The organism is Pseudomonas sp. ASL4 (genome assembly GCF_056680395.1).
The window spans coordinates 2,160,427-2,182,396 of sequence record NZ_CM155280.1 but is presented as its reverse complement, the minus strand read 5'-3'; the positions used below and the strand labels follow the sequence as shown (position 1 = coordinate 2,182,396).

Genomic DNA, 21,970 nt, shown 5'->3' with positions numbered 1-21,970 from the left:
GGAAACGCATCATCCATGAATGCCGCAAAACGTTATGAAATCTTCCGCAGGCTTCACGAAGACAACCCGGAACCGAAGACCGAACTGGCGTACTCCTCACCGTTCGAACTGCTGATTGCCGTGATTCTGTCGGCGCAGTCCACCGATGTCGGCGTCAACAAGGCCACGGCAAAATTGTATCCGGTGGCCAATACCCCGGCAGCCATCCATGCCTTGGGGGTCGAAGGGCTGTCGCAGTACATCAAGACTATCGGCCTGTTCAACAGCAAGGCCAAGAATGTGATCGAAACGTGCCGCTTGCTGGTAGAGCGCCATGGCGGCGAAGTCCCGCAAACCCGTGAGGAGCTGGAAGCGTTGCCAGGCGTTGGCCGCAAGACTGCCAACGTGGTGCTGAACACGGCATTTCGTCAACTGACCATGGCCGTGGACACCCATATTTTCCGGGTCAGCAACCGTACCGGGATTGCACCAGGCAAGAATGTGGTCGAGGTGGAGAAGAAGCTGATGAAATTTGTGCCCAAGGAGTTTCTGCTCGATTCCCATCATTGGCTGATCCTCCATGGACGCTACGTCTGCCTGGCCCGCAAGCCCCGCTGCGGCAGTTGCCGGATCGAGGACTTGTGCGAATACAAGCAAAAGACCTCGGACGATTGAGGCACTATTAGATTTATTGATTTACCGATTGAAAAAATCTTTTTTACCCGCCGGGAGAATGTCGATATAAGGAGCCCCAAAGGCAGTCTTAGCCTGGAGTAACAAAATGAGTACTGGCAAAGAGCAATTGGACGTAGAAGACGACTTCACCCCCGTTGAGGCCGATGACGCTGAACCGGTGGTTGAAGTGGCGAAGACCAACCTGAGCAAGCGCCGCACCATCGACAATCTGCTGGAGGAGCGCCGACTGCAAAAGCAATTGGCCGATTACGATTTTGATCTATGACACCTGAAAGCCTCCCGAAACGGAGGCTTTTTACTATGTGCCGTCATACCAGGCCATTGCGCTGGGCCAGCTCGATCAGGTCCACCAGCGAGCGGGCATTGAGCTTTAGCAATAACCGGGTTTTGTAAGTACTGACAGTTTTGTTGCTGAGAAACATTCCATCGGCAATCTCCTTGTTTGTTTTCCCCCGAGCCAGTTGCTGCAACACCATCATTTCCCGCCCCGACAATCGATCCACCATATCGGCCTCACTGGCATTGCCCAGGCTGGACCGAACCGTATGCAAGGCTTGATTAGGGAAGTAGCTGTAACCCGACAATACAGCTTTGATAGCACTGAGCAATTCAGTGAGATCCTGTTGCTTGCAAACATAACCAGCAGCACCCGATTGCATGCAGCGCATTGAAAAATGCCCTGGTGCCTGGGAAGTCAGCACCAACACTTTCAACGGCGAAGCCACTGATGTCAGACGCGCGATGACTTCCAGCCCATCCAGTTTCGGTATACCAATATCCAGAATGACAATGTCCGGCATAAGTTCGCGAGCAAGTTGCAATGCATCCACACCATTGTCTGTTTCTGCGATGACTTCGTAGCCATGACGTTCCATTAGCAAACGCACCGCAAGACGAATGACGGGGTGATCATCCACGATCAGCACTTTATTCATGGGCAAGTCCAATTTTCGCTGTTCGAATTTTTAGAGCCCGCACAATATCCTAGTCGTTTCACCCGTGGGATGCCGTACCCCCCGGGCATCCACACCGAGAGACATTCCCTACAAGTAACACGGACAAGTCCTACAAAAAAGCCGTGGATATAAGGCGTTTTAAAACCTCCAAATTTAAGAGTGTGCCGCTTTCTGCCGACTTTTTTGTATCTGCTTACAACCAACGCTTCGCACAACCGTCAGCCTCGCAACTAACCAAACACCCAGCGCTCAAAGGCCCACGCTTAAAGGCAACCGATATTTTCAATACAAAACACAATCCATCAAATATTTTTTAACATTAAAATAAAACAAACCATAGAAAATAAGAATTTTTGAAACAAGAAGATCCGACATACAACAAACACGAGCATTACAGTAACTCCATATAATCACAGAAGGAACATCTCCAAAAATCATTACCAAGAACTCAAACAAACAATCTCCCCCCCTTTATCGACAAGAGAAAAAGACGTTATTCCATGAGAAAAAAACATGAAAAAACTCAAAAGAAAAATTTCGAACCCCATGACAATTATCGCTATATTCGCAGCAGTTTCCGAAACGTCGGCGGTTGTTTCACTGCCCTTCCTTAATGACGACGAACGAGAAATATATGTCTGGTTCTTAATCAGTTTCCCGCTCTACTTGCTCTTTCTTTTCTTCCTTACTCTCAATTTCAATTACCGATCGCTTTACGCCCCCTCTGACTTTGATAAAGGCAAGCACTTCATAAAAGTCATTGATAACGCCGAACGTTCGGAAAACAAAAAACACTTACGCCCAAACGCCTCATCTGCAAAATGCAAAAGGTCCAGTACGGCTTTGATGTCTGGGCGCGCCCCCCCAGGCTTTTCAACTGGCGTGAGAAGGTTTCGTTGCCGGCTCTGGAACGCACAAGATCCGTTGGCCAAAATCTATCTGTCGGGACCGCTTGAGGACCTGAGGATCATCGATACGCGCGGGATGAATACCCATGTGGACTTCACCACCTTAGTGGACAAAACCCGGAAACCACGTAAAAACGCCACTAAAGTGATCGTGTTTCTTGCTTGCAACCAATCGGAGAAACGACTGAAGGAAGGCACGCTCAGGTATTCGAGACACAAAAATAAAAGCGCCAGGAAAACCTTTTACATCGTTTACAACTTGAATTCACAGGATGTGACGGTGCTGGATCAAACTTGAAGAGCGGCAGAATGCGCTCCTGTTTGATTGATCAGGAAGAGAAGAGACTGAATAGAAATGAGATAAGCGCTGACAAAATAATGCTAGAAGAACAACCGTTTTTTGAGCCGTGGCCCTGTCGACGACAGGGCCACAACCTCAATAACCGCTACAAAGGTCTCAGAACAGCTTGCGACCCTTGTTGGCGGCAATACGCATGCGCAAGGCGTTGAGCTTGATGAAGCCCGCCGCGTCGGCCTGGTTGTAGGCGCCGCCATCTTCTTCGAAGGTCGCGATGTTGGCGTCGAACAACGATTCATCGGACTTGCGGCCGGTGACGATCACGTTGCCCTTGTACAGCTTCAGGCGCACGACACCGTTCACGTGGGCCTGGGACGCATCGATCATCTGTTGCAGCATCAGACGCTCAGGGCTCCACCAGTAACCGGTGTAGATCAGGCTGGCGTATTTAGGCATCAGCTCATCTTTGAGGTGAGCCACTTCGCGGTCCAGGGTGATCGATTCGATCGCCCGGTGAGCACGCAGCATGATGGTGCCGCCTGGGGTTTCGTAGCAGCCACGGGACTTCATGCCCACGTAGCGGTTTTCGACGATGTCCAGACGGCCGATGCCGTGTTCACCACCGATACGGTTCAGGGTCGCCAACACGGTGGCCGGGGTCATTTCGACGCCGTCCAGTGCGACGATGTCGCCGTTGCGGTAGGTCAGTTCCAGGTATTGCGCTTTATCAGGAGCGTTCTCCGGGGAGACGGTCCATTTCCACATGTCTTCTTCGTGCTCGGTCCAGGTGTCTTCCAGCACGCCGCCTTCATAGGAGATGTGCAGCAGGTTGGCATCCATCGAGTACGGGGATTTTTTCTTGCCGTGGCGCTCGATCGGGATGTTGTGCTTTTCAGCATAATCCATCAGCTTTTCACGGGAGAGCAGGTCCCACTCGCGCCAAGGAGCGATTACTTTCACACCTGGCTTGAGGGCGTAGGCGCCGAGTTCGAAACGAACCTGGTCGTTACCCTTGCCGGTCGCGCCATGGGAAATGGCATCTGCACCGGTTTCGTTGGCGATTTCGATCAGGCGTTTGGCGATCAACGGACGAGCGATGGAGGTACCCAGCAGGTACTCGCCTTCGTAAACGGTGTTGGCACGGAACATCGGGAACACGAAATCACGCACGAACTCTTCGCGCAGATCGTCGATGTAGATTTCTTTTACGCCCATGGCCTGAGCCTTGGCGCGGGCCGGTTCGACCTCTTCGCCCTGACCCAGGTCAGCGGTGAAGGTCACTACTTCACAGTTATAAGTATCCTGCAGCCACTTGAGGATCACCGAAGTGTCCAGGCCGCCGGAATACGCCAGAACGACCTTGTTTACGTCCGCCATGCCATCACTCCACGGGGTTCTACGGAAAGCCGAGAAGTCTACCGCTCATACAGAATAATTTACAGTGGCGCGACAGCTTATGACGACGAAGCGACAGATTATGTCGAGCGAGCGACGATTACAGCGGGTTCAGGAGGTCGCCGCAGCGCCTGCAGAAGCGGTGGCCGCAGGTGCCGGTTTGTCGATGGGCGCAACGCGCTCCAGGCGCACGGCCACCCGACGATTCTTGGCCCGGTTGGCCGCATTGGTGTTTGGCGCCAAAGGATAGCGCTCACCGTGGAAACGCATGGTGATCTGCGACTCCTGAATGCCATTGGCCTTGAAGAAGTCCATCACCGCCAGCGCCCGGCGGCGTGACAGTTCACGGTTGGTCAGACGATTACCGCTGTTGTCGGAATGACCGTCAAGTTCGATGTGATTGACCGTCGGGTCAGCCTTCATGAACGCCAGCATGACCTGCAACTTGGCCTTGGCTGCCGGATCCAGATCGACACCTTCACCAGAGAAGCCGACTTCGGATTGCTTCACCTGCTCGAAATTCTGCGGCAACAGCTTGGCCACGCAACCTTGATAGTCATTGAAGGCTTTGCTGAACTTGACCGGCAGCAAACGCACTTCAGACACCCGACCGTCGCCCGAAGCGTGCCGAATGACTGGGCTACGACCGTCCATCAAACCACTGATCAGGCGCCCGGCCTGAACCTGCGAACTGTTGAACAGCACGTTGCCGCTGCCAATGTTCACCGAGCCCAGGTTGATGTCCCCACGCCCCGGTTGCCACGGCGCGGCGGCCGCCAGCAAAGTCGCGGAACCGCCGCCAATCATTGAGTTGTAGGCTTTGAGACGAAAAATCGCCTGCTCGCCGGCACGACGCACGAACTCACCGGAACCGAAATCGGTGATCGGCTGGGTCAGTCGGCATTCGAACTTGTCACCTTCGACCGTCCACTCGATGCTCTCCAGACGGGTCTGGAAAGTGAGCGCCATCGCGGGAAGGCTGGCAAACACACTGAGCAAGGCTAAATAACGCTGGCGCACGGGAGGCTCCACTGGCTTCTACAACAAAAAGACCGACACATACGTTTACGGCATACCTATTGGATATCGGAAGCTTGCTGCAAAACTTGATAGCGAGTGCCTGCATGAGTCTTTTCCGGTAGCATTCCCCTCAGTTTGACCCGCCTGGAATCCCCTCATGTCCGACCGCCTGACCCTGCTGCGTCCCGACGACTGGCATATTCATCTTCGCGATGGTGCTGTTTTGTCAAATACCGTTGCGGATGTCGCGCGCACCTTTGGTCGCGCCATCATCATGCCCAACCTGGTACCTCCGGTGCGCAACGCCGCTGAAGCCGACGGCTATCGCCAGCGGATTCTCGCTGCACGCCCGGCCGGCAGTCGTTTCGAACCGCTGATGGTGCTGTACCTGACCGACCGCACCCAGCCCGAAGAAATTCGTGAGGCCAAGGCCAGCGGTTTCGTTCACGCCGCCAAGCTGTACCCGGCCGGCGCCACCACCAACTCGGATTCTGGCGTCACCAGCATCGACAAGATTTTCCCGGCGATCGAGGCCATGGCCGAAGTCGGGATGCCTTTGTTGATTCACGGTGAAGTCACCCGTGGCGATGTCGACGTGTTCGACCGCGAAAAGATCTTCATCGATGAGCACATGCGACGTGTGGTCGAGCGTTTCCCGACACTCAAAGTGGTGTTCGAACACATCACCACCGCTGACGCCGTGCAGTTCGTCAACGCGGCTTCGGCCAACGTTGGCGCGACCATCACCGCTCATCACCTGCTCTACAACCGCAACCACATGCTGGTGGGCGGGATTCGGCCGCACTTCTACTGCCTGCCGATTCTCAAGCGCAACACTCACCAGGAAGCCCTGCTCGACGCCGCCACCAGCGGCAGCGAGAAGTTCTTCCTCGGCACCGACTCGGCGCCGCATGCCCAGCACGCCAAAGAAGCCGCTTGCGGCTGTGCCGGTTGCTATACCGCTTATGCTGCAATCGAGATGTATGCCGAAGCCTTCGAACAGCGCAACGCGCTGGACAAGCTCGAAGCCTTCGCCAGCCTCAACGGCCCGCGCTTCTATGGCCTGCCGGTGAATACAGATCGCATCACCCTGGTCCGCGATGAGTGGACCGCCCCAACCAGCCTGCCATTTGGCGAGCTGACCGTAATCCCGCTGCGCGCCGGTGAAAAACTGCGCTGGCGCCTGCTGGAGGAACACGCGTGAGTGAAGACCATTTCGACGACGAACAGGACGGTCAAGGCGGCGGAGGCGGTCCTCGTCATCCAATGGCGGCCCGATTCCGTGGTTACCTGCCGGTTGTCGTCGACGTAGAAACCGGTGGTTTCAACTCGGCCACCGACGCCCTGCTGGAAATCGCGGCGACCACCATCGCCATGGACGAAAAAGGCTTTGTGTATCCCGATCACACTTACTTCTTTCGTGTAGAGCCGTTTGAAGGCGCGAACATCGAAGCGGCCGCCCTGGAATTCACCGGGATCAAGCTCGATCACCCGCTGCGCATGGCAGTGAGCGAAGAAACCGCACTGACCGATATCTTCCGGGGCATCCGCAAGGCCCTGAAAGCCAACGGTTGCAAACGGGCGATTCTGGTCGGCCACAACAGCAGCTTCGATCTGGGCTTCCTCAACGCCGCTGTCGCGCGCCTGGACATGAAACGTAACCCGTTTCATCCATTCTCCAGCTTCGACACCGCAACCCTCGCCGGCTTGGCGTATGGCCAGACTGTACTGGCCAAGGCCTGTCAGGCTGCCGATATCGACTTTGACGGTCGTGAGGCCCACTCGGCTCGCTACGATACCGAGAAGACGGCCGAGCTGTTCTGCGGCATCGTCAATCGCTGGAAACAAATGGGCGGCTGGGAAGACTTCAACGACTGATACGGTCGAAGGGATTTATCCCGCCCACAAAAAAACCGGCCTTGGCGGCCGGTTTTTTTATGCCTGACGCTTGGGCTTACAGCGCCGCAGCGTGCTCGGTCAGGTAAGCCGCAACACCTTCGGTGGAAGCGGTCATGCCTTTGTCGCCTTTTTTCCAGTTGGCAGGGCAAACTTCGCCGTGCGCTTCGTGGAATTGCAGAGCGTCAACCAGACGGATCAGCTCTTCCATGTTACGGCCCAGCGGCAGGTCGTTGATGATCTGCGAGCGGACAACACCTTTGTCGTCGATCAGGAACGCGCCACGGAATGCCACGCCGTCAGCGGACTGAACGTCGTAGGCCTTCATGATTTCCTGCTTGATGTCGGCAGCCATGGTGTAGCGAACCTGGCCGATACCGCCATTGTTCACCGGGGTGTTGCGCCATGCATTGTGAGTGAAGTGCGAGTCGATCGACACCGCGACCACTTCCACGTTGCGCTCTGCGAAGTCACCCATGCGGTTGTCCAGCGCGATCAGCTCGGACGGGCAAACGAAGGTGAAGTCCAGTGGGTAGAAGAACACCAGGCCGTATTTGCCTTTGATGGCCGACGACAGGGTGAAGCTGTCTACGATTTCGCCATTGCCGAGTACGGCCGGTACGGTGAAGTCAGGGGCTTGTTTGCCTACGAGTACGCTCATTGGATATCTCCTGGTCAAAATAACGTGAAGCACTGGGTCCGCGTCAGCTTGCCACCCTCAAGCGACATCCCTGTGACACGAACCTGCTTCGCAAGGACCGAACATCATACACGGCACATTTGAGCTGTCCTTAACGGTTTTTCACTGGCGGGTTCATTTGCCCTCGCCACGCTTACTGGCGGATTGCCCAGCGGGAAAACCGTTCGTCAGTCATGTGCACTTATAACGCAAAGCTTTCAGAAACCACTTTGACAATCATTCTCGTTAACATTAAGATCCATCGCAATTGAGTCACAACCAGCGACGGTTCTCACTTTATGTATGTCTGCCTCTGCACTGGCGTCACCGACGGTCAAATCCGCGATGCAATCTATGAAGGTTGCTGCAGCTACAAGGAAGTCCGTCAGGCCACCGGCGTAGCCAGTCAATGCGGTAAATGCGCCTGCCTTGCCAAGGAAGTGGTGCGTGAAACCCTGACCAAGCTGCAAACGGCCCAGGCCGCTATTCCATTTCCTGTTGAATTTACTGCTGCGTAATTACCGTATTTCAAAAATACCGGACTCATGTCCGGTTTTTTTATGCCTGAAAATCAACCGCTTAGGTACTAGACGCGGAACACAAACATTCTTATTCCGATTAATTTTCATATAAGTTTCAATAACTTAGGTTTGACACTCTTAAATACGCGGCTCAAACTCTGCCTTATAGTCAGTTAATAAAGGGCAGGACCCCATCATGAAAGGCGACATTACAGTCATCCAGCATCTCAACAAGATCCTTGCCAATGAGCTGGTCGCGATCAATCAATACTTTTTGCATGCGCGCATGTACGAAGATTGGGGCCTGAACAAGCTTGGCAAGCATGAGTACAAAGAATCCATCGACGAGATGAAGCACGCCGACAAGCTGATCAAGCGAATTCTGTTCCTTGAAGGCCTGCCGAACGTCCAGGACCTGGGCAAGCTGCACATCGGCGAGCACACCAAGGAAATGCTTGAGTGTGACCTGCGTATCGAGCGCACCGGTCATGCGGATCTCAAGGTCGCGATCGCGCATTGCGAAACCGTCGGCGACTTCGGCAGCCGTGAACTGCTTGAAGATATTCTTGAATCCGAAGAAGAACATATCGACTGGCTGGAAACCCAACTGGGCCTGATCGATAAAGTCGGTCTTGAGAACTATCTGCAATCGCAGATGGGCGAAGAGTAGGAGCTGCCGCAGGCTGCGATCTTGGCGATTGCAGCCGCAATAGTGCAGTAACTTCTTAAGTGCAATAAAAAGCCCCGCCTTCTTTCGAGAGGCGGGGCTTTTTTACATCTTGAAGATCAAAAGATCGCAGCCTTCGGCAGCTCCTACAAGGGAGCCTGCGCTTTAGGCTTCGGTCTTGGTCGCAGCAGCAGCTTCGACAGCAGCCTTGATGGTGGTTTGCAGCGAACCGTCTGCAGCCATCTCGGTCATGATGTCGCTACCGCCGACCAGCTCACCACCGACCCACAGTTGCGGGAAGGTTGGCCAGTTCGCGTACTTTGGCAGGTTGGCGCGGATTTCCGGGTTCTGCAGGATGTCCACGTAAGCAAACTTTTCACCACATGCCATCACGGCCTGCGCGGCTTTTGCGGAGAAGCCACACTGCGGGGCATTCGGCGAGCCTTTCATGTAAAGCAGAATGGTGTTGTTAGCAATCTGCTCTTTAATCGTTTCGATGATATCCATGGAGCACCTCGGCTGAACTTTCCGACTCAAGGGTCGGCACGGTGGCGCATTGTAACGGAAACCCGAGCGCCATGCTCGGTCTCCCCGACAGACACGCTCAAGCGGCTGCCACGGTCACCGGCACACCATTGAGCGCCGCATTCCCCGACAACTCGTCGAGCTGACATTCGTCAGTCAGGTCATTGGCGCTAGACCCGGGCTGGCTGCTGGCAATCGTCATCTGCACGCCTGGGCGCGCATGGCCCCAACCGTGCGGAAGGCTGACCACGCCTCTCATCATATCCAGACTGCCGAGCACCTCAACTTCGATCACGCCAACCCGCGAACTGACCCGTACTCGCTGCCCATCGCTAAGCCCACGACTGCTGAGGTCATCCGGATGCATCAACAGTTGATGCCGCGGCTTGCCCTTCACCAGACGGTGATAGTTGTGCATCCACGAGTTGTTGCTGCGCACATGCCGTCGGCCAATCATCAACAGTTCATCAGCAGCCGGTGCTTGCAGCGATGCAAACCGGGCCAGATCTGCAAGGATCACTGCCGGCGCGGCCTGGACATGTTGGTTCGCGGTTTTGAGCCGTGGTGCCAGGTTGGATTTGAGCGCGCCCAAATCAACGCCGTGAGGATGATCGAACAAAGACTCCAGCGACAACTTGTGCTCCGACGCATCGCCGTACAGCCCCATCCGCAAGCCACGGTCGATCATTTGTGCCGGGGCAATGGTCGGTTTGAGCTCCTTGCCGGTCTTCGCGGCAAAGGCCTTGGCCAGACCGACGAAAATTTCCCAGTCATGCAGCGCGCCCTCCGGCTTGGCGAGGATCGCCCGGTTGAAGCGCGTGACGTTACGTACGGCAAACATGTTGAACGTGGTGTCGTAGTGATCGTTTTCCAGGGCTGAGGTCGACGGCAGGATCAGGTCGGCGTAACGGGTGGTTTCATTGATGTAGAGGTCGATGCTGACCATGAACTCCAGCCCGTCCAGCGCTTGCTCAAGTTGCCGGCCATTGGGCGTCGACAACACCGGATTGCCGGCCACGGTGATCAGCGCACGAACCTGCCCTTCCCCGCCGGTGAGCATCTCCTCGGCCAGCGCCGACACCGGCAATTCGCCGCCGAACTCGGGACGTCCGGACACCCGGCTCTGCCATAGATTGAAATGCCCACCCGAAGTCGACGCCACCAGATCCACCGCCGGCTCAGTGCACAGTGCACCGCCGACCCGGTCGAGGTTGCCGGTCACCAGGTTGATCAACTGCACCACCCAATGGCACAACGTACCGAAGGCTTGAGTCGAAACCCCCATGCGGCCGTAGCAGACCGCCGTCGGCGCTGCCGCAAAGTCTCGGGCCAATTGGCGAATCTGCTCGGCGGGAACGGCGCACAGTGGGCTCATGACCTCGGCCGTGAAGCCCGCGACCGCCGCACGCACCTCGTCTAGACCATCCACTGGCAAATGGCTGTCGCGGGTCAGGCCTTCGGCAAACAACGTATTGAGCATCCCGAACAACAACGCCGCATCGCCACCGGGGCGCACGAACAGATGCTGATCGGCAATCGCTGCCGTTTCGCTGCGGCGTGGATCAACCACCACTACTTTGCCGCCCCGGGCCTGAATCGCTTTCAGCCGCTTCTCCACATCCGGCACGGTCATGATGCTGCCGTTGGACGCCAACGGATTACCGCCCAGGATCAACATGAAATCGGTGTGATCAATATCCGGAATCGGCAACAGCAAGCCGTGGCCGTACATCAAATGGCTGGTCAGGTGATGAGGCAACTGATCGACCGAGGTCGCAGAAAACCGGTTACGGGTTTTCAGCAGGCCAAGAAAGTAATTGCTGTGAGTCATCAGCCCATAGTTGTGCACGCTGGGGTTGCCTTGATAAACCGCCACCGCGTTCTGTCCATGACGCGCCTGAATCGCAGCCAAGCGTTCGGCTACAAGGTTGAAGGCGTCTTCCCACGCGATGGCCTGCCATTCGCTGCCGACCCGGCGCATCGGCTGGTGCAAGCGATCCGGGTCGTTCTGGATGTCTTGCAGGGCTACGGCTTTGGGGCAGATGTGCCCGCGGCTGAACGTATCCTGCGGATCACCCTTGATCGAGGTGATCTGCACGCGACCTTCGGCCTCGGTGGTTTCGATGGTCAGGCCGCAAATGGCTTCACACAGGTGGCAGGCACGGTGATGGAGAGTCTTGGTCATGGCCAGTCTCTGTTTTGTTCTGGGCGGGCAATATCGGCCGCGGGAACAAAACTATGGCGCCTGCCCCGTCGCTGCGCCAGCGACGTTCGTCTTGTGAATCGGCAACCATCAGGCCAGCCGATGGCCGCGGGGAATCAGTTCGGCGGCAACCGGGCAGGCAACTGCATCTGAATCTCCTGGACGGTTTCGATCTCCTCGTGGGCGACATGCACGCCGGTGAGTTCGCCGATCAGCCGCCAATGTTCATCGAGCCCGGTGCTGATGGTGGCCATGCGGTCGATCATCCGGCGACCCGCGGCCTTTGTCACTTCGTCGTCACTGCGCATCAACTCAAAGGACATTGAGGTCATGGATGCCGTGAGGTGAGTCAGGGAGCGGGCCGTGAGACCGAGTAGTGCCATCAATTGCTGTTCTTTCGATTCCATTCTTAAGCCTTCCTGCGTCGCTCGTGAGGTAGTTATAACCCAGCACTTTGCATTAGCAAATGTTTCAGACGAGACACAGTGCCACTACGTATCACGAATCATAGGTCAGAAACCGACTATCGCTATGCCGTCCCCGCCCCGTTTGATTGCAATGCCCGACGAGCCCGGTGTACAAATGACGGGCTGCTTTCAGGAAACAGGCTTCAAAAGCGCTACTGCGGTCACCCCGTAGCCCCTCTGAACTCCCCTAAAAACTGTAGCCCTATTGGTAAGACGCGACATTTAATTATAAGATCGCGCCTTCCCCTATTTCGTCGCCCCGTGCGGCTTACGCCGCAGGTCTCGCCCGTTTTTCAATTAAACAAGGCTTTGAGCATCTGCGGTCTGTAGCAAAAAGGTAGTCAATGATGAGCGCAAGGCACTTTCTCTCCCTGATGGATTGCACGCCCGAAGAGCTGGTCAGCGTGATCCGTCGAGGCGTTGAGCTCAAAGACCTGCGTAACCGCGGCGTACTGTTCGAGCCTTTGAAAAACCGTGTCCTGGGGATGATTTTCGAGAAGTCCTCGACCCGTACTCGCATCTCCTTCGAAGCGGGCATGATCCAGCTCGGCGGCCAGGCGATTTTCCTGTCGCCGCGCGATACCCAACTGGGTCGTGGCGAGCCGATCGGCGACTGCGCGATTGTCATGTCGAGCATGCTCGACGCGGTGATGATCCGTACCTTCGCCCACAGCACCCTCACTGAATTTGCCGCCAACTCCCGCGTACCGGTGATCAACGGCCTGTCCGATGACTTGCACCCGTGCCAGTTGCTGGCCGACATGCAAACCTTCCTTGAGCATCGCGGCTCGATCCAGGGCAAGACCGTGGCCTGGATCGGCGACGGCAACAACATGTGCAACAGCTATATAGAAGCCGCGATCCAGTTCGACTTCCAGTTGCGTATTGCCTGCCCGGAAGGTTACGAACCAAACGCTGAATTCGTGGCCAAGGCCGGCGATCGTGTGACCATTGTCCGCGATCCTCTGGATGCCGTGCGCGGCGCCCACCTGGTCAGCACTGACGTCTGGACCTCCATGGGCCAGGAAGAAGAAACCGCCAAGCGCCTGAAGCTGTTCGCACCGTTCCAGGTCAACCGCGCCCTGCTCGACCAAGCCGCTGCGGATGTGCTGTTCATGCATTGCCTGCCGGCCCACCGTGGCGAAGAAATCAGCGTCGATCTGTTGGATGACCCGCGCTCCGTTGCCTGGGACCAGGCGGAAAACCGTCTGCACGCACAAAAAGCCCTGCTGGAGTTTCTGGTCGCGCCGGCGTACCACCACGCATGAGTCAGCCATTACTGCTCAATCTGCGCAACCTTGCCTGCGGCTATCAGGACCAGCGAGTTGTGCAGAACCTCAACCTGCACTTGAATGCCGGCGACATCGGCTGTCTGCTGGGCTCTTCGGGCTGCGGCAAGACCACCACCCTGCGGGCCATCGCTGGTTTTGAACCGGTGCACGAAGGTGAAATCCAGCTGGCTGGCGAGACCATCTCCAGCGCCGGTTTCACCCTCGCCCCGGAGAAACGCCGGATCGGCATGGTCTTCCAGGACTACGCACTGTTCCCGCATTTGAGCGTGGCCGAGAACATTGCCTTCGGGATTCGCAAGCATCCGCAAAAGGATCGCGTCACCGAAGAGTTGCTGGAACTGGTCAACCTGAAGAACCTCGGCAAGCGCTTTCCCCACGAGTTGTCCGGTGGCCAGCAGCAACGCGTTGCCCTGGCCCGCGCCCTGGCGCCGGAGCCGCAACTGTTGCTGCTCGACGAACCGTTCTCCAACCTCGATGGCGAATTGCGGCGCAAGCTCAGCCATGAAGTACGCGACATTCTCAAGGCCCGTGGCACCAGTGCAATTCTAGTGACTCACGACCAGGAAGAAGCTTTCGCTGTCAGCGATCATGTCGGGGTTTTCAAGGAAGGTCGCCTGGAACAATGGGACACTCCCTACAACCTGTATCACGAACCGCTGACACCGTTTGTGGCCAGTTTTATTGGCCAGGGCTACTTCATTCGTGGCCAGCTAAGCAGCCCGGAGTCGGTGCAGACCGAGCTCGGTGAGTTGCGCGGCAATCGCGCCTACACCTGGCCAACTGGCGGCGCGGTGGATGTGTTGTTGCGCCCGGACGATATCGTTTATGCGCCGGACAGCACCTTGAAAGCACGCATTGTTGGCAAGACGTTCCTCGGTGCGTCGACCTTGTACCGCTTGCAGATGCCAACCGGCGCACAGCTGGAATCGATCTTCCCGAGCCATGCCGACCATGAGGTAGGTGCTCAAGTGGGCATTCGTGTGGCGGCTGAGCATCTGGTGCTGTTCCAGGCATCTGGCAGCACGGCGGCGCAGATTCCGCTGGTCGAATCCGGCGTGCGGCGGTACAGCACCGTTAGCTGAAAAACACGGACCCATGTGGAAGCGGGCTTGCTCGCGAAAGCGGTGTATCAGTCAATGATGATGTCGACTGACAGTCCGCTTTCGCGAGCAAGCCCGCTCCCACATTAGATTTGGGTCAGCCGAGGTGCAGCGTTCCGCTCGCGACCAGCGTCGCATTCCCCCCGATCTTCACCCGATCCCCTTCCAGCCGACAAAACAACTCACCGCCGCGCGCCGAGCACTGATACGCCGTCAGACTCGACTTGCCCAAGCGCTTCGACCAGTACGGAATCAAACTGCAATGGGTTGAGCCGGTCACAGGGTCTTCGTTGATGCCGATTGCTGGCGCGAAGTACCGGGACACAAAGTCATGCTTGCCTCCCTTGGCGGTGACGATTGCACCGGGCCATGGCAGTTTTGCCAGGGCAGCCATGTCTGGTTTGCAATCGAGCACGGCCTGCTCGGATTCCAGAACCACCAACAGCTCGTTCGAACCCAGCACATCCACCGCCTCCACGCCCAGGACGCGCTCGACGTCCAGGGTCACGCCGACTTCCGTCGGCACTCGCGCCGGGAAGTCCAGCCACAACCGCTCGCCTTCGTGGCTGACACTCAGCGGGCCGGACTTGCAGATGAAGTCCAGGCGTTCGGCCGGTTCTTTATAGATTTCAAACAGCACGAACGCACTGGCCAGGGTCGCATGCCCGCACAGCGGCACTTCGGTTGCCGGGGTAAACCAGCGGATATGCCAGACCAGGCCTTCACGTACCACGAAGGCGGTTTCGGCGAGGTTGTGTTCGGCGGCGATTTTCTGCATCAGCTCATCGGCGAGCCAGGCATCGAGGCGATACACCATCGCCGGGTTACCACTGAACGGCCGATCACTGAACGCGTCGACCTGATGAAATTCAAGCTGCATAACTGACTCCCTAAGTCTGGTCACCGAGCATGAAGCTGGCGTTCAACAGGCGCCAGTGACAGACCAGGCAAATTTGCACCATACAGCGTCGACTCAAACCCGACCGATATCGGCGAACTTCGCCTGGGTGTGTTCGGCCAGGACCGCAGGCGCCAATTCGACTTCAAGACCACGTCGCCCGGCGCTGACAAAAATACTGGCGAAGGGTTGAGCCGAGTTATCGATAAAAGTGCGCAGTCGCTTCTTCTGCCCCAGCGGACTGATGCCGCCCAACAGATAACCCGTCGCCCGTTGTGCCGCCGCCGGGTCGGCCATTTCGACTTTTTTCACCCCGGCCGCGTGCGCCAGGTGCTTTAAATCCAGACTTCCGACGACCGGTACCACCGCCACCAGTAATTCGCCCTTTTCACTGGCTGCCAGCAAGGTCTTAAACACCCTTGTTGGATCCAAACCCAGCTTTTCCGCGGCCTCCAGACCGTAGGACGCTGCCTTCGGATCATGTTCGTAACTGTGCACGTAATGTTCGGCACGAACTTTTTTCAACAAATCCAATGCGGGGGTCATGGCATCTCCAGGCTCGGCGACAGAAGAAAAATACTGCTCAGAATTCTAGATCATTGATCAACAGAAGGCTCTATTACGGCACTGTTTCAAAGGCTTGGAACCGCCCGTTTCCATTAGGTCGCAACCCCTTCTATCAGTGACCCACACGATCATTGATGCGACGAATAGCTTAAATATGACTGATGGTTCACTTTCGACCTTTGACATCAGCGTTTCTTGTCTATATTTTTTCGAATGCGAATACTGTAGGAATGATCCCGAAGTAGTACTCGGCAGTAAACCAAGATCAGGATGGGGATCCTGCCTCGGTGAAAATCGCGCTTTGACCAAGATGATAAAGCGCCAGACAACAACAAAAAAATGAGGTTTTCGATGACAACTGCTTTGAAACAACCGTCGCTCTCGAGCCAATGCATGGCCGAGTTCCTGGGTACTGCACTATTGATCTTTTTTGGTACGGGTTGCGTTGCCGCGCTCAAGGTCGCGGGTGCCAGTTTTGGTCTATGGGAAATCAGCATCATTTGGGGCGTAGGCGTCAGCATGGCGATCTACCTGACCGCCGGGGTTTCCGGGGCTCACCTCAATCCTGCAGTCAGTATCGCCCTGAGCATTTTCGCTGACTTCGAAAAGCGCAAACTGCCCTTCTACATCCTTTCCCAAATCGCCGGTGCATTCTGCGGCGCGCTGTTGGTTTACACGCTCTACAGCAATCTATTCCTCGATTACGAACAAACTCACCACATGGTGCGTGGCACTCAAGCAAGCCTTGAGTTGGCGTCGGTGTTCTCCACTTTCCCGAACCCGGCCCTGTCCACTGCCCAGGCGTTCCTGGTTGAAATGATCATCACCGCCATCCTGATGGGCGTGATCATGTCCCTGACCGACGACAACAACGGCTTGCCAAAGGGTCCGCTGGCGCCGCTGCTGATCGGCCTGTTGATTGCGGTGATTGGTAGCTCGATGGGCCCGCTCACCGGTTTCGCGATGAACCCGGCACGTGACTTCGGTCCCAAGCTAATGACTTTCTTCGCAGGCTGGGGTGAAGTTTCCTTCACCGGCGCACGCGATATCCCGTACTTCCTGATTCCGATTTTTGCACCGATTGTCGGTGCCTGCCTCGGTGCTGCTGGCTATCGCGGGCTGATTGCCCGTCATCTGCCGACTCCCGAACCTGCTACAAAGGACGCAACACCGGCCATTGACGGCAAACCAAGAACCTCTTGATACCGTTGGCGCGCGATCCTGCCCATTTGATCGCGCGCCTGACCTCACCTCCTTATTTCGTCCAAGGCAATCGACATGACCGACATTCAGAATAAGAACTACATCATTGCCCTCGATCAGGGTACGACCAGCTCCCGCGCGATCATTTTCGACCGCGACGCGAACGTGGTCTGCACCGCACAACGTGAATTCGCCCAGCACTACCCGCAAGCCGGCTGGGTCGAGCATGACCCGATGGAAATTTTCGCGACCCAAAGTGCCGTGATGGTCGAGGCCCTGGCTCAAGCCGGCCTGCATCATGACCAGGTGGCGGCCATCGGCATCACCAACCAGCGCGAAACCACCGTGGTCTGGGACAAGACCACCGGCCGCCCGATCTACAACGCGATCGTCTGGCAGTGCCGCCGCAGCACCGAGATCTGCCAACAACTCAAACGCGATGGCCACGAGCAATACATCAGCGACACCACCGGCCTGGTCACCGACCCGTACTTCTCCGGCACCAAGCTGAAGTGGATCCTCGACAACGTCGAAGGCAGCCGTGAACGTGCGCGCAACGGCGAACTGCTGTTCGGCACCATCGACAGCTGGCTGATCTGGAAATTTACCGGCGGCAAAGTCCACGTCACTGACTACACCAACGCCTCTCGCACCATGCTCTTCAACATCCACACCCTGGAGTGGGATGCGAAGATGCTGGACGTGCTGGATATCCCGCGCGAAATGCTGCCGGAAGTGAAGTCGTCGTCCGAAATCTACGGCCACACCAAAAGCGGCATCGCCATCGGCGGTATTGCCGGCGACCAGCAGGCTGCCCTGTTCGGCCAAATGTGCGTCGAGCCAGGCCAGGCGAAAAACACCTACGGCACCGGTTGCTTCCTGCTGATGAACACCGGCGACAAAGCCGTGAAGTCCAAGCACGGCATGCTGACCACCATCGCTTGCGGCCCTCGCGGCGAAGTGGCTTATGCGCTGGAAGGCGCGGTGTTCAACGGTGGTTCGACCGTGCAGTGGCTGCGTGATGAACTGAAAATCATCGCCGATGCCACCGACACCGAATACTTCGCCAGCAAGGTCAAGGACAGCAACGGCGTGTACCTGGTGCCGGCCTTCACCGGTCTGGGCGCTCCGTACTGGGACCCGTATGCCCGTGGCGCACTGTTCGGCCTGACTCGCGGCGTACGCGTGGATCACATCATTCGTGCCGCACTCGAATCGATCGCCTACCAGACCCGTGACGTGCTCGACGCCATGCAACAGGACTCCGGCGAACGCCTGAAAGCCCTGCGCGTGGATGGCGGTGCGGTAGCGAACAACTTCCTGATGCAGTTCCAGGCCGACATCCTCGGCACGCAGGTTGAGCGTCCGCAAATGCGCGAAACCACGGCACTGGGCGCCGCTTACCTGGCCGGCCTGGCGTGCGGTTTCTGGGGCAGCCTGGACGAGTTGCGCGGCAAGGCTGTCATCGAACGCGAATTCGAACCGGCCCTGGAAGAAACCGCGAAGGAAAAACTCTATGCAGGCTGGAAAAAAGCCGTCAGCCGCACCCGCGACTGGGAACCTCATGAAGGCGCTGAATAAGCCAACGTAAGTACTCGTATCGGTATGTAACTGGTAGGGAGCAGATTCCTGCGGCATCATGGGCAAATTTTGCACGGCAGCCCAAAGGAAGCCCCATGAATCTGCCTCCCCGTCAGCAGCAAATCCTCGAGCTGGTCCGCGAACGCGGCTATGTCAGCATCGAGGAAATGGCTACGCTGTTCGTCGTTACACCGCAAACCATTCGCCGCGATATCAATCAGCTCGCGGAAGCCAATTTATTGCGTCGCTACCACGGCGGCGCAGCCTACGACTCCAGTGTCGAAAACACCGCCTACGCCATGCGCGCCGACCAGATGCGCGATGAAAAGCAGCGTATCGGCGAAGCCATTGCGGCCCAGATCCCCGATCACGCCTCGCTGTTCATCAATATCGGCACCACCACCGAATCGATTGCCCGGGCGCTGCTCAACCACAATCACCTGAAAATCATCACCAACAACCTGCACGTCGCCTCAATGCTCAGTGCCAAGGACGATTTCGATGTCCTGCTGACCGGCGGTAACGTGCGGCGTGACGGCGGTGTGGTGGGCCAGGCGAGTGTCGACTTCATTAACCAGTTCAAGGTTGATTTCGCCCTCGTCGGCATCAGTGGTATCGATGAAGACGGCAGCCTGCTGGACTTCGATTACCAGGAAGTGCGGGTGTCCCAGGCGATCATCGCCAACGCCCGGAAAGTGATTCTGGCGGCGGACTCCAGCAAATTCGGGCGCAATGCCATGATTCGTTTGGGGCCGATCAGTTTGATCGATTGCCTGGTGACTGATCAGCAGCCCGTTCCGGCGCTGGCGCAGCTGTTGAGTCAGCACAAGATTCGGCTGGAAGTGGTTTAACCCCCCCTTTCGAAAGCAGTGCGCTCCCTTGTGGCGAGGGAGCTTGCTCCCGCTCGGCTGCGCAGCAGACGCAAATCAGACGACAGGTTCTTTCTGAAATACCGCAATTGCCAATTTTAGGGCCGCTTCGCAGCCCAGCGGGAGCAAGCTCCCTCGCCACAGAAGCACTCACCACCCTCGCTCAATGTTCGTAAATTTTCCTTTAATGGCCCTTCGATCAGTATTTTCAATCGAAGTTGACTAGCTGTGGGCGCCTTTATGGGCTACCATTTTCGCAAATGAACATTAATGTTCGAATTCAAATATCGAAAATCATAAAAGCCCGAGGCCAGCCGATGCCCACTTCTACCTTGCCTACTCCCCCTCTCGCCGAGGTCTACGATATCGCCGTCATCGGTGGTGGGATCAATGGTGTGGGGATTGCAGCGGATGCCGCCGGTCGCGGTCTTTCGGTGTTCCTTTGTGAAAAGGACGATCTGGCCAGCCACACCTCGTCCGCCAGCAGCAAGCTGATCCACGGCGGCCTGCGCTACCTCGAACATTACGAATTCCGCTTGGTACGCGAAGCTCTGGCCGAGCGCGAAGTGCTGTTGGCCAAGGCCCCGCACATCGTCAAGCAGATGCGCTTCGTGCTGCCACATCGCCCGCACCTGCGCCCTGCGTGGATGATCCGCGCCGGCCTGTTCCTTTATGATCATTTGGGCAAACGCGAAAAACTCGAAGGCTCGAAAAGCCTGAAGTTCGGTCCGGACAGCCCGCTGAAAAGCGAAATCACCAAAGGCTTCGAATACTCCGATTGCTGGGTCGACGATGCCCGCCTGGTGGTCCTGAATGCCATGGCCGCTCGCGAGAAAGGTGCCCACGTTCACACCCAGACCCGTTGCGTCAGCGCCCGTCGCGCCAAGGGCCTGTGGCACCTGAATCTGGAACGTGCTGACGGCAGCCTGTTTTCGATCCGCGCCAAGGCGCTGGTGAACGCCGCCGGCCCGTGGGTCGCCAAGTTCATTCGTGACGACCTGAAAATGGATTCGCCGTACGGTATCCGCCTGATCCAGGGCAGCCACCTGATCGTGCCAAAACTGTACGAAGGCGAACACGCGCATATCCTGCAAAACGAAGATCAGCGCATCGTGTTCACCATTCCGTACCTGAACCATTTCACCCTGATCGGCACCACCGACCGCGAGTACACCGGCGACCCGGCTGCCGTGGCGATCACCGAAGGCGAAACCGATTATCTGCTCAAAGTGGTCAACGCCCACTTCAAGAAGCAAGTCAGCCGCGAGGACATCCAGCACAGCTATTCCGGTGTGCGTCCGCTGTGCAATGACGAGTCAGACAATCCATCGGCCGTGACCCGCGACTACACCCTGGCGTTGTCGGGCAGTGGCGAAGAAGCACCACTGCTGTCGGTGTTCGGCGGCAAGCTGACCACCTATCGCAAACTGGCCGAGTCGGCGCTGGCTCAACTGGCGCCGTACTTCACGCAGATCAAGCCAAGCTGGACCGCGACGGCCACCCTGCCCGGCGGCGAAGACATGACCACCCCGCAAGCCTTGAGCGCACGGATCCGCGACACGTTCGACTGGGTGCCCACCGAAATCGCCCGCCGCTGGGCTACCAGCTACGGCAGCCGCACCTGGCGCATGCTCGAAGGCGTGCAGAGCCTCAGCGACCTGGGTGAACACATCGGCGGCGGTCTCTACACCCGCGAAGTCGATTACTTGTGCAGCGAAGAGTGGGCAACCACCGCTCACGACATTCTGTGGCGCCGCAGCAAACTGGGGTTGTTCACCACCGAAGCCGAACAGCAGAAGCTCGCGGACTACCTGAGCAAGGTCGAGCAGAACCGCAGCAAGATCGAAGCGGCCTGATCGGGAATCCGGTTATACGAAAGCCCCTGAATCGTGAGATTCAGGGGCTTTTTGCATTATTGGCAAAACTGCAGGAGCGAGGCTTGCCCGCGAAGGGGTCACTGCGGCTTGCCTGAAGCACCGCGTTATCGTTCTTCGCGGGCAAGCCTCGCTCCTACGGAATATCGGGGGATTGCATTCGGTTTTCCGAACGCGACCCGTCGGCCGATTCGGTTTACCGGATAATTCGACGGTATTTTCAGCGCCATAAATATTTAATATCCTTACAAATCAATACCTTGATCAACATCACCTGGCCTGGCACGAGTCATGCTCTACACTCTGGGACGAATGTACTGCCGTGCCCAATCTTCAGGAGCACCCAGGCACTCGAAGCACAAAAGGGCCGACGAAC

General features: G+C 57.0%; 22 protein-coding genes. 13 read left to right on the top strand and 9 right to left on the bottom strand.

Features of this window, described 5'->3' with window-relative positions; all coding sequences use genetic code 11:
- Nucleotides 1-15 precede the first annotated feature (15 nt).
- Together nth and AC1MEW_RS09865 are read left to right on the top strand one after the other, a co-directional pair.
- The gene (nth, locus tag AC1MEW_RS09870) at nt 16-654 is read left to right on the top strand and encodes an endonuclease III (protein WP_201206320.1); all 639 of its coding nucleotides are present in this window, start codon (nt 16-18) and stop codon (nt 652-654) included.
- A 106-nt stretch (nt 655-760) separates the two neighbouring features.
- Nucleotides 761-940 (top strand): PA3496 family putative envelope integrity protein, encoded by a 180-nt coding sequence (locus AC1MEW_RS09865; RefSeq protein WP_007898493.1) that lies wholly within the window; start codon nt 761-763, stop codon nt 938-940.
- Between the two features lie 43 nt (nt 941-983).
- On the opposite strand, the gene AC1MEW_RS09860 is transcribed toward AC1MEW_RS09865, so the two are convergent.
- Entirely contained in the window at nt 984-1,610 is a 627-nt protein-coding gene (locus tag AC1MEW_RS09860) for a response regulator transcription factor (RefSeq protein ID WP_201206322.1), read from the bottom strand.
- Between the two features lie 534 nt (nt 1,611-2,144).
- Between AC1MEW_RS09860 and AC1MEW_RS09855 the strand changes: the two genes are divergently transcribed.
- Complete coding sequence (locus AC1MEW_RS09855) at nt 2,145-2,837, top strand: hypothetical protein (protein ID WP_480426176.1); 693 nt, start codon at nt 2,145-2,147, stop codon at nt 2,835-2,837.
- Between the two features lie 159 nt (nt 2,838-2,996).
- On the opposite strand, the gene AC1MEW_RS09850 is transcribed toward AC1MEW_RS09855, so the two are convergent.
- Complete coding sequence (locus AC1MEW_RS09850; RefSeq protein ID WP_088422930.1) at nt 2,997-4,214, bottom strand: argininosuccinate synthase; 1,218 nt, start codon at nt 4,212-4,214, stop codon at nt 2,997-2,999.
- 129 nt (nt 4,215-4,343) lie between these two features.
- Nucleotides 4,344-5,252, bottom strand: a complete 909-nt coding sequence (locus tag AC1MEW_RS09845) for a flagellar protein MotY (protein WP_201206323.1) — start codon at nt 5,250-5,252, stop codon at nt 4,344-4,346.
- 157 nt (nt 5,253-5,409) lie between these two features.
- On the opposite strand from AC1MEW_RS09845, the gene pyrC reads away from it, so the two are divergent.
- On the top strand, nt 5,410-6,456 hold the full coding sequence (gene pyrC, locus AC1MEW_RS09840; RefSeq protein ID WP_201206325.1) for a dihydroorotase: 1,047 nt from the start codon (nt 5,410-5,412) through the stop codon (nt 6,454-6,456).
- Entirely contained in the window at nt 6,453-7,130 is a 678-nt protein-coding gene (gene rnt / locus AC1MEW_RS09835; protein WP_054045196.1) for a ribonuclease T, read from the top strand. Before pyrC ends, rnt begins: the two co-directional genes overlap by 4 nt.
- 76 nt (nt 7,131-7,206) lie before the next feature.
- Here rnt and AC1MEW_RS09830 read toward each other — a convergent pair whose 3' ends face one another.
- Entirely contained in the window at nt 7,207-7,809 is a 603-nt protein-coding gene (locus AC1MEW_RS09830; protein WP_038981872.1) for a peroxiredoxin, read from the bottom strand.
- 317 nt (nt 7,810-8,126) lie between these two features.
- Between AC1MEW_RS09830 and AC1MEW_RS09825 the strand changes: the two genes are divergently transcribed.
- Together AC1MEW_RS09825 and bfr are read left to right on the top strand one after the other, a co-directional pair.
- Entirely contained in the window at nt 8,127-8,345 is a 219-nt protein-coding gene (locus AC1MEW_RS09825) for a bacterioferritin-associated ferredoxin (RefSeq protein ID WP_008057530.1), read from the top strand.
- A 199-nt stretch (nt 8,346-8,544) separates the two neighbouring features.
- Nucleotides 8,545-9,018 carry a bacterioferritin gene (gene bfr / locus AC1MEW_RS09820; protein ID WP_149657986.1) on the top strand — a complete coding sequence of 158 codons (474 nt, stop codon included), beginning with the start codon at nt 8,545-8,547 and terminating at the stop codon, nt 9,016-9,018.
- Between the two features lie 162 nt (nt 9,019-9,180).
- Here bfr and grxD read toward each other — a convergent pair whose 3' ends face one another.
- The 3 genes from grxD to AC1MEW_RS09805 all read right to left on the bottom strand — a co-directional run bounded on the left by grxD (nt 9,181) and on the right by AC1MEW_RS09805 (nt 12,150).
- Nucleotides 9,181-9,522 carry a Grx4 family monothiol glutaredoxin gene (grxD, locus tag AC1MEW_RS09815; protein ID WP_122840070.1) on the bottom strand — a complete coding sequence of 114 codons (342 nt, stop codon included), beginning with the start codon at nt 9,520-9,522 and terminating at the stop codon, nt 9,181-9,183.
- Nucleotides 9,523-9,619: 97 nt separating this feature from the next.
- On the bottom strand, nt 9,620-11,725 hold the full coding sequence (locus AC1MEW_RS09810; protein ID WP_480426175.1) for a molybdopterin oxidoreductase family protein: 2,106 nt from the start codon (nt 11,723-11,725) through the stop codon (nt 9,620-9,622).
- Nucleotides 11,726-11,859: 134 nt separating this feature from the next.
- Complete coding sequence (locus AC1MEW_RS09805) at nt 11,860-12,150, bottom strand: hypothetical protein (RefSeq protein WP_480426174.1); 291 nt, start codon at nt 12,148-12,150, stop codon at nt 11,860-11,862.
- A 407-nt stretch (nt 12,151-12,557) separates the two neighbouring features.
- Here AC1MEW_RS09805 and argF point away from each other — a divergent pair, with 407 nt between their 5' ends.
- Both argF and AC1MEW_RS09795 read left to right on the top strand, forming a co-directional pair.
- A complete protein-coding gene (gene argF / locus AC1MEW_RS09800) occupies nt 12,558-13,478 on the top strand; it encodes an ornithine carbamoyltransferase (protein ID WP_201206331.1) in 921 nt (306 codons plus the stop codon).
- Nucleotides 13,475-14,584, top strand: a complete 1,110-nt coding sequence (locus tag AC1MEW_RS09795; RefSeq protein WP_480426173.1) for an ABC transporter ATP-binding protein — start codon at nt 13,475-13,477, stop codon at nt 14,582-14,584. Before argF ends, AC1MEW_RS09795 begins: the two co-directional genes overlap by 4 nt.
- Before the next feature lie 115 nt (nt 14,585-14,699).
- Here the strand turns inward: AC1MEW_RS09795 and AC1MEW_RS09790 are convergent, their stop codons facing one another.
- Nucleotides 14,700-15,482 carry a PhzF family phenazine biosynthesis protein gene (locus tag AC1MEW_RS09790; RefSeq protein WP_480426172.1) on the bottom strand — a complete coding sequence of 261 codons (783 nt, stop codon included), beginning with the start codon at nt 15,480-15,482 and terminating at the stop codon, nt 14,700-14,702.
- 93 nt (nt 15,483-15,575) lie between these two features.
- A complete protein-coding gene (gene ybaK / locus AC1MEW_RS09785; protein ID WP_201256405.1) occupies nt 15,576-16,046 on the bottom strand; it encodes a Cys-tRNA(Pro) deacylase in 471 nt (156 codons plus the stop codon).
- A gap of 372 nt (nt 16,047-16,418) precedes the next feature.
- Here ybaK and AC1MEW_RS09780 point away from each other — a divergent pair, with 372 nt between their 5' ends.
- The 4 genes from AC1MEW_RS09780 (at nt 16,419) to glpD (ending at nt 21,576) form a co-directional block, all read left to right on the top strand.
- Entirely contained in the window at nt 16,419-17,270 is an 852-nt protein-coding gene (locus tag AC1MEW_RS09780) for an MIP/aquaporin family protein (RefSeq protein WP_201206336.1), read from the top strand.
- A gap of 75 nt (nt 17,271-17,345) precedes the next feature.
- Nucleotides 17,346-18,851 carry a glycerol kinase GlpK gene (gene glpK, locus AC1MEW_RS09775; RefSeq protein WP_480426171.1) on the top strand — a complete coding sequence of 502 codons (1,506 nt, stop codon included), beginning with the start codon at nt 17,346-17,348 and terminating at the stop codon, nt 18,849-18,851.
- 95 nt (nt 18,852-18,946) lie between these two features.
- The gene (locus tag AC1MEW_RS09770; RefSeq protein WP_027922833.1) at nt 18,947-19,702 is read left to right on the top strand and encodes a DeoR/GlpR family transcriptional regulator; all 756 of its coding nucleotides are present in this window, start codon (nt 18,947-18,949) and stop codon (nt 19,700-19,702) included.
- A gap of 335 nt (nt 19,703-20,037) precedes the next feature.
- Nucleotides 20,038-21,576, top strand: a complete 1,539-nt coding sequence (gene glpD / locus AC1MEW_RS09765) for a glycerol-3-phosphate dehydrogenase (RefSeq protein ID WP_201206340.1) — start codon at nt 20,038-20,040, stop codon at nt 21,574-21,576.
- Nucleotides 21,577-21,970: the final 394 nt, after the last annotated feature.